Here is a 6,327-nt window from a genome sequence, read left to right as displayed (position 1 = left end):
GGGATCAGCCTGCCGTTCATCTATCCGCCCTTCGCCGCGGTGGCGCTGGGGCCGTTCGCGCTGCTGCCGTGGAATGCCGCGGCGATCAGTTTCTTCGTGGTTTCCACGCTGGCGCTGGCGATCACGCTCTATCTGGTGGCACGCCGGGTCTGGGGCAGCGGCGGCACCGAGGTGGTGCTGTGGGCGAGCGCGTGCGCGATTCCGCTGGGCATGCTGCTGGAACCGGTGCATTCGACGCTGGATTTCGGACAGGTCAATCTGCTGCTGATGGTGCTGGTCGCGGCGGACTGCCTGCCCAAACGCACTCGCTGGCCGCGCGGCATGCTGGTCGGCATCGCCGCGGCGATCAAACTGACACCGGCCGCGTTCGTCCTCTATTTCCTGGTGCGGCGTGACTATCGCTCGGCGATCACCGCGGCGATCACCGGTGCCGTCGCGAGCGGTATCGCCTTCGCCGTGATGCCGCACGAATCGGTGAAGTACTGGTTCGGCGGGATGGGCAACGTCTCCGGGCTCAGCGGGTCGGCCTTCCGGACCAATCAATCGATTCAGGGCGTGCTCTCGCGCTTCCAGGTTCCCGAACCGGCCTTCACCGCCCTGTGGGCGCTGCTGAGTCTGGCGCTGCTGGTCCTGGTCGTGGCGGCGATGCGGCGCGCGGTCGCCGATCCGGCGCTCGCCTTGGCCTTCAACGCCGTCTTCACCCTGCTGGTTTCGCCGATTTCGTGGTCGCACCACTGGGTCTGGATCGCGCCGGGTCTGCTGGCCGCCGTCGGTGTGGCGACTCGGCTGCCGCGCCGGACGGCGATGATCTGGTACGCGATCATCATCGCGACCGCGGTCGTGTTCACCATCGGCCCGCAGAACTGGGAACCCGGCGACAACAACCGCGAACTGGCCTGGACGCCCTGGCAGCATCTGGTCGGCGACACCTATGTGTGGCTGAGCGTGCTGCTGGTCGCCCTGTATGTCGTGACCGGACCGCGGCCCACGACGCAGGAACCGCTGTTGCCCGCGTCGCTGCGCTCGCTGCGGACCAAGGTCCCCACCGAGTCCTGAGCCGACCACGCCAGGCGCAATCGATCGGTAAATTTCCTGGCCACCGTCCGCCGGCTGCGACCCGGTGACGGCGACACACCACCGGTGATTCCACAACACCCCGGTCACGCAGTATTTCCGTCGTACCGTAGATAAATATGGACGACAACACGCCGACCCCGGAAGGTGACGCCACCCGCCCGGATCGGCAGCTGATCCAGCGACGAGAGCAAGCCTGGAGCAACTACCAGCAGGCGTGCGCCGATCTCGCCGGTACCCGGATCCGCGCCAATCTCGACGGATGGAAACGCTGGCTACGCGTCCTGCCGGGCGCGGCGGTCGATCAGGCCGAACGCCGCCGCGACGAGATCCGCGCCGAACTGGCCCGCCATTGCGTCGGGGCCGACGCCCGTGTCTGGGGCGTGCTGTCGGGCGGCGACACCGGAACCTTCGGCGGCTGTTTCGGACTCGAACACACCATCGGTCAGCTGGCCGACCTCTACGACAGGACCGACTCGCACTGGGTGCGAGCACTGCGCGAGACGGCCCGCCGGACCACCGATATCCGGCCGCTCGCCGCGGACGGGGACCGTTCGGCCGTCAGCGATCTCACCGAGCGCGTAGTACAAGCCGTCCGCATGGCTCCCGACGACGAAGCGCGACGCCGGCTCACCGTGCACCTGCCCGGTGAGGTGCGGCCGGTGCCCGCGGATCCGGCGACGCTGGCCCAGAAGCAGGGACCGGCGGCGGTCCAGTTCGACATCTATGCCAGCACGATCAAACTCGACCACATCGACGTGATTCCGCCGCTGCGCCGGATGGGCCTCGGCACCGCGACGCTGCGCCATCTGTGCCGGACCGCCGACGCGCACGGTATGCATATCGTCGCGCAACTGGTACCCACCTTCCGCGACGACGATTCCGCGGTCCCGATTCTGGCGCGCTGGTTCCGCGAACAGGGTTTCGAGGTGACCGAACGGCTGGGCGGGCGGGTCGTGCGGGCACCCGCCAGCATCCGCTAGCCGGCCATCGCGATCACTGCCCCCTGCCGATCACCTTGTGCGCGTGAGAAATTCACCGATCGCCGGGGCGAGTTGGGCGGCGACGGGATCATTGCTCACGCCGGGCAGCTCCCGCAATTCGGCATTCGGGAGCACCTCGACCATCGTCTTGGCCCCCTTGGTCAACGCCGGAGCGGAACGATCGCCGATCAGCAGCAGCGTCGGCTGGGTGAGCATGGCCCAATCCTCCGGCTGGATGGTCCGACCGCGCGAAAACGGTTCCAGCACAGCGAAATCGTGGGCCGTCGAATCGGCGGTGGCAACCAGCGTCTTCCACACCGACGACATCCGCATCACCGCGACGACCAGTTCCGGCACGCCCATCACCTTGGTCATGTAGTACCGGACCGCACCACCGCGCTTGCCCGCCGCGATGCGCCCGCGCAGCTTCTCCTCCGCATCCTTGGGCGGCACGTGATCCTTCGGGTCGACCACGAACGGCGGTTCGAAGGCGACGACGTCGGTGATCCCGGTGATCGCTCCCGAGCGCGCGGCCAGCAGCGCCAGTATCGCGCCCGAACCCCAGCCGAACAGGGCGGCCGATCCGCCCTCGGCCTCGACCAGCGCCCGAATGTCGGCGATCTCGTTGGCGCTGTCGTAGACACCCGGTGAGTCCGCGCTGTCGCCGCGCCCGCGCCGGTCGTAGTTGAGCACGCGCAGGCCGTAGTTCTCGGCCAGCGCTTGCGCCAGCTCGACGGTGTTGGGGACCTGCCGGTAACCGAATGCGCCGCTGATCAGCACGACGGTTCCCGCACTGCCGGAACCGATCCGGTCGAAGGCGATGGTGGTGCCGTCCTGCGACGTCACGGTCTGCATGTCCTACTCCTTCGCGGGCCGGGGTTCGGTTCGAAAGTACGCGATGGGTTCGCGAGCACCGGCAGGGCAGGTCGGTAGGCTCGCACGGACAGTATTCACGGGCGAGGGGGTGCAGTGGTGACGATCATCGCCGGACCGCACGGACTGCCGCGCATCAGCGGATTTCCGAGTTCGGATTTCGATCCCGGGGCGGACAAGTGGTCGGGTGTCGCCATCGGCGAGGATCGCATCCGGGCGCTGGCGATCGGGGCGTACTACGGCCGCAGCTGGAGCTCCTACAACGACACCGTCGCCTTCCAGCCCGAACACCCCGGAAGTTCGGAGACCCGGCGCGAATCCACCATCGAGGGCCTGCACGAATCGTGGGGTGTCGACAACGCCGAGGATGCGCGCGACACCATCGGCCGCCTGCTGAGCGGAATGCACGCACCGCTGTTCGCGATGGTACATCCGCTGGCGACCGCGGCCGCTCAGGACACCACCCGCGTCGACCGCACCGGCCTCGCCGACAGCCACCGCGAGTTCCTGCACACCGTGTCCGAGGTGCGCGGCTATCGCGGTGTCAACGGCATCGACCGCGACTACGACGCCTGGTTGCAGGCCATCAAATTCGGCATCGTCGACCGGCTGCCGCAACCGCTGAACACCGACGCGACCGCCTGGGACCTCTCGCGCATCGTGTTCATCGCCCGGGCCGCGCACACCGCCGGATATCTGGACGAGGACGAGGCGTGGACGCTGCTGGGCCGCGCGCTAGGCAAAGCGCAACAGCACTACCGCAATTGGCGGCAGTTCGCGGCCGGCTTCCTCACCGGCGCCATCTTCTGGGCGGCCACGCAGGACCTCGCCGCGGCCAAGGAACAGGTCGATGAGCGCCGCTGGATGATTCGCGGACTGTTGATGCGCCCGTCGAGTCCGTGGCGGCGAGTGGCGCTGCATCCGGGCGCGCCGGTGTTCGGCCTCTCCCCGTTCCACTGACGGGCGGTTACTTCGGCATCGCGCGCAGAATGCCGACGCCCTCCCATTTGAACTGCTCGGTGTCGACCATGCCGAGTTTGCGCCGCTCCACCAGCAACTGCCATTCGCCGAACAGGTCCAGCGAGGACGGGCGCGCCATCACGATCGAGCCGTCGACATGTTCGATCTCGCAGGCCAGCCGCACGGCGCCGTCGACACGCAGCAGATCCTCGGCCTCGGTGGAGACGAATTCCAGATCCGTATTGCCGTCCGAAATGCGCAGCGTCGCCACCGATCCGGGCGGCGCCGCGACATCGCTGCGATCCAGCGCGGCCACCGGGAACTCGTAGGTCGCCCCGGCCGAGACGAACAACAGCCGCAGAGTGGTGATCACGACCAGGCCCGGCGCACCGCGATGGCCGCACGGCGCGCATTCGAGGACGTATTCGTCCGGGCGGGCGTAGGCGTGCAGGGCCGCCAGCTCCCGCGCGCACAGTCCCGGCGTGCGCATCCGCTCGGTCGCACGCGACACATCGGGGCGGATCGGGCCGTAGTGCCCCGGAACCGGCCGGGGCGGAGCCAGATTCGGCCGCTGCCGCACGATCCGTCGCATCTCGAGCAGATCGTCGCCGATCGCGCGGACGAGTGTGGCCGCCTGCGTGAACACCTCGGGTTCGAGGAAGATCGTCGCCGGATTGCGCCGGGTGGCAACGCCTTTGATCACATAGTCCGGCGCCCGGAAATACAGCAGTATCAGCAGGTCACCGCTGTCGGCTTCGGCCAGGCAGGCGTCGCGCAGATCGCAGACCCGCACATCCATGGCGACATCGTCGTCGACGCCCAGCGGTGTGGTGGTGATCCGCCCGTCGGCATATCTGACAGCGGTCCGACGCCCCCACACCTCCAGCACTGCCGCATCCTCCCCACTCCGACCCGGTGAGACCTCATCGGGGACGGATTCTACCGAGAGACCCCCCTCGATCCGGGTATCCGGCGAACGCCGATCAGAGGTTACCGGCGAACATGCTCGCGAGTCCGGTGGCGGTCGCCACGGCGGCGCTGCCCGTACTGAGTGCGGCGATGAGAAGTGCGATGATCACGGTCCCGACCTTTCGATATGGTGCATACGCTCGAAACGTACTGCGCCCCAATGGCCTTCACCAGCATGCGGGCGTGATTCACGGCAACCTCCGCGCCGATTGACAGCAGATTGCCAGCAAGGCCGGGGCTGCGGTGCGCCGCCCGGGATCGCCGGTCCGCCGCGACACGCGAACCGGATGAGCGTGTCCGGCCCGTGAACTGTAGTGGCACACTGGCCGAATGCTCGGTGTACAACCGGAGACCACCGAAATCGCGGAGCCGACCGTCCCACGGCGGGTGATCCGTTATGCCGTGCGGATCGCCTACCTGGCGGCCCTGGCCGTGGCCCTGATCACCGGAGCACTTCCCGGTGGCCGCGTCCAGGAGGCGGCGTGGATGATCGGCGGGGTCCTCGCCTTCACCATCGACCGGCCCTGGCGCCAGCACATCCGGGTACTGACCGACTGGCTGCCGCTGATCGCGGCGCTCATGGTCTACGACTACACCCGCGACCTCGCCGACAAACTCGGCATGCCGCTGCGCATGCACGAACTCGTCGACATCGACCGCTGGATGTTCGGCGGCACCGTGCCGACGATCTGGTTGCAGGACCATCTGGCCGGCGACGGCCGGCCCTGGTGGACGCCGATCATCGGCGTGGTCTACACGACCCACTTCATCCTGCCCTGGGCAGTCGCGGCGATCTTCTACGTCTACTCCCGGCCGCTGTGGGTCCGGTACATGCGCCGGATTCTGCTGCTGTCGTATCTGGCGCTGGTCACCTATGTGCTGGTGCCCGCGGCGCCGCCCTGGTACGCCGGGCGCGAAGGGGCCATCCCGGAACACGTCCGCCGCATATCCGGTTTCGGGCTCGGCGTGGTCGATCCCAATGTGAGCGCGCAATGGCTCGAGGATCACGGCAACTACGTCGCGGCCGTGCCCTCGCTGCATACGGCGTTCTCGGTGCTGGTTGCCGCGACGCTGTGGCCGTTGACGCGACAGTGGTGGCTGCGCGCGATCCTGGTGATCTATCCGTGCGCGATGGGCTTCACCCTCGTCTACGGCGGCGAGCACTGGGTCTTCGATGTGCTGCTCGGCGGCGTGTACACCGCGGTCACGATCCTGATCACCCGCATATGGGAGAACTGGCGGGCCGGGCGGGCACTGCTCGGGCCGCTCCCCGCCGTCGGCCGGGGTGACGCGGCCGAGACGGACCGGGACACGGAATCGGAGACGGAAACGGTCCCCGCTGCGGCGGTGCCGAACGGTCCGAACTGACCGGCACGCAGGCGGCGGCGCGCGCGTCAGCCCGACGAGCCCGTATCGAGGGGTGTGACGAGCGTCTCTTCGAAGCGCACTGCCCGGAACAGCCGCAGGT

6 protein-coding genes are annotated in these 6,327 nt (G+C 68.3%); 4 read left to right on the top strand and 2 right to left on the bottom strand.

Annotated features, from left to right (window positions below):
* Window positions 1-1,056, top strand: a 1,056-nt coding sequence (locus ON23_RS28690; protein ID WP_051043506.1) for a glycosyltransferase 87 family protein, incomplete at its 5' end; no start/stop codon positions are given.
* Between the two features lie 137 nt (window positions 1,057-1,193).
* Window positions 1,194-2,057 carry an N-acetyltransferase gene (locus ON23_RS28685; protein ID WP_039782097.1) on the top strand — a complete coding sequence of 288 codons (864 nt, stop codon included), beginning with the start codon at window positions 1,194-1,196 and terminating at the stop codon, window positions 2,055-2,057.
* A gap of 30 nt (window positions 2,058-2,087) precedes the next feature.
* On the opposite strand, the gene ON23_RS28680 is transcribed toward ON23_RS28685, so the two are convergent.
* Entirely contained in the window at window positions 2,088-2,912 is an 825-nt protein-coding gene (locus ON23_RS28680; RefSeq protein WP_039782095.1) for an alpha/beta fold hydrolase, read from the bottom strand.
* 117 nt (window positions 2,913-3,029) lie between these two features.
* On the opposite strand from ON23_RS28680, the gene ON23_RS28675 reads away from it, so the two are divergent.
* Window positions 3,030-3,890 (top strand): DUF1266 domain-containing protein, encoded by an 861-nt coding sequence (locus ON23_RS28675; protein WP_157170308.1) that lies wholly within the window; start codon window positions 3,030-3,032, stop codon window positions 3,888-3,890.
* Between the two features lie 7 nt (window positions 3,891-3,897).
* Here ON23_RS28675 and ON23_RS36205 read toward each other — a convergent pair whose 3' ends face one another.
* Window positions 3,898-4,779: a hypothetical protein gene (locus ON23_RS36205; protein WP_051043504.1), complete on the bottom strand. Its 882-nt coding sequence runs from the start codon at window positions 4,777-4,779 to the stop codon at window positions 3,898-3,900.
* A 410-nt stretch (window positions 4,780-5,189) separates the two neighbouring features.
* Between ON23_RS36205 and ON23_RS28665 the strand changes: the two genes are divergently transcribed.
* Window positions 5,190-6,227, top strand: coding sequence for a phosphatase PAP2 family protein (locus ON23_RS28665; RefSeq protein ID WP_063821352.1), 1,038 nt, complete (start codon window positions 5,190-5,192; stop codon window positions 6,225-6,227).
* The last annotated feature ends 100 nt before the right edge of the window (window positions 6,228-6,327 follow it).

The sequence above is a fragment of the Nocardia cerradoensis NBRC 101014 genome (assembly GCF_000308535.1).
GTDB lineage: Bacteria > Actinomycetota > Actinomycetes > Mycobacteriales > Mycobacteriaceae > Nocardia > Nocardia cerradoensis.
This window is presented reverse-complemented; position numbering and strand designations above follow the sequence as displayed.

Excerpts from the sequence above, each read along its gene's own strand:
- ON23_RS28680 (WP_039782095.1), bottom strand. The coding sequence starts at position 2,912 with ATGCAGACCGTGACGTCGCAGGACGGCACCACCATCGCCTTCGACCGG.
- ON23_RS28685 (WP_039782097.1), top strand. The coding sequence starts at position 1,194 with ATGGACGACAACACGCCGACCCCGGAAGGTGACGCCACCCGCCCGGAT.
- ON23_RS28665 (WP_063821352.1), top strand. The coding sequence starts at position 5,190 with ATGCTCGGTGTACAACCGGAGACCACCGAAATCGCGGAGCCGACCGTC.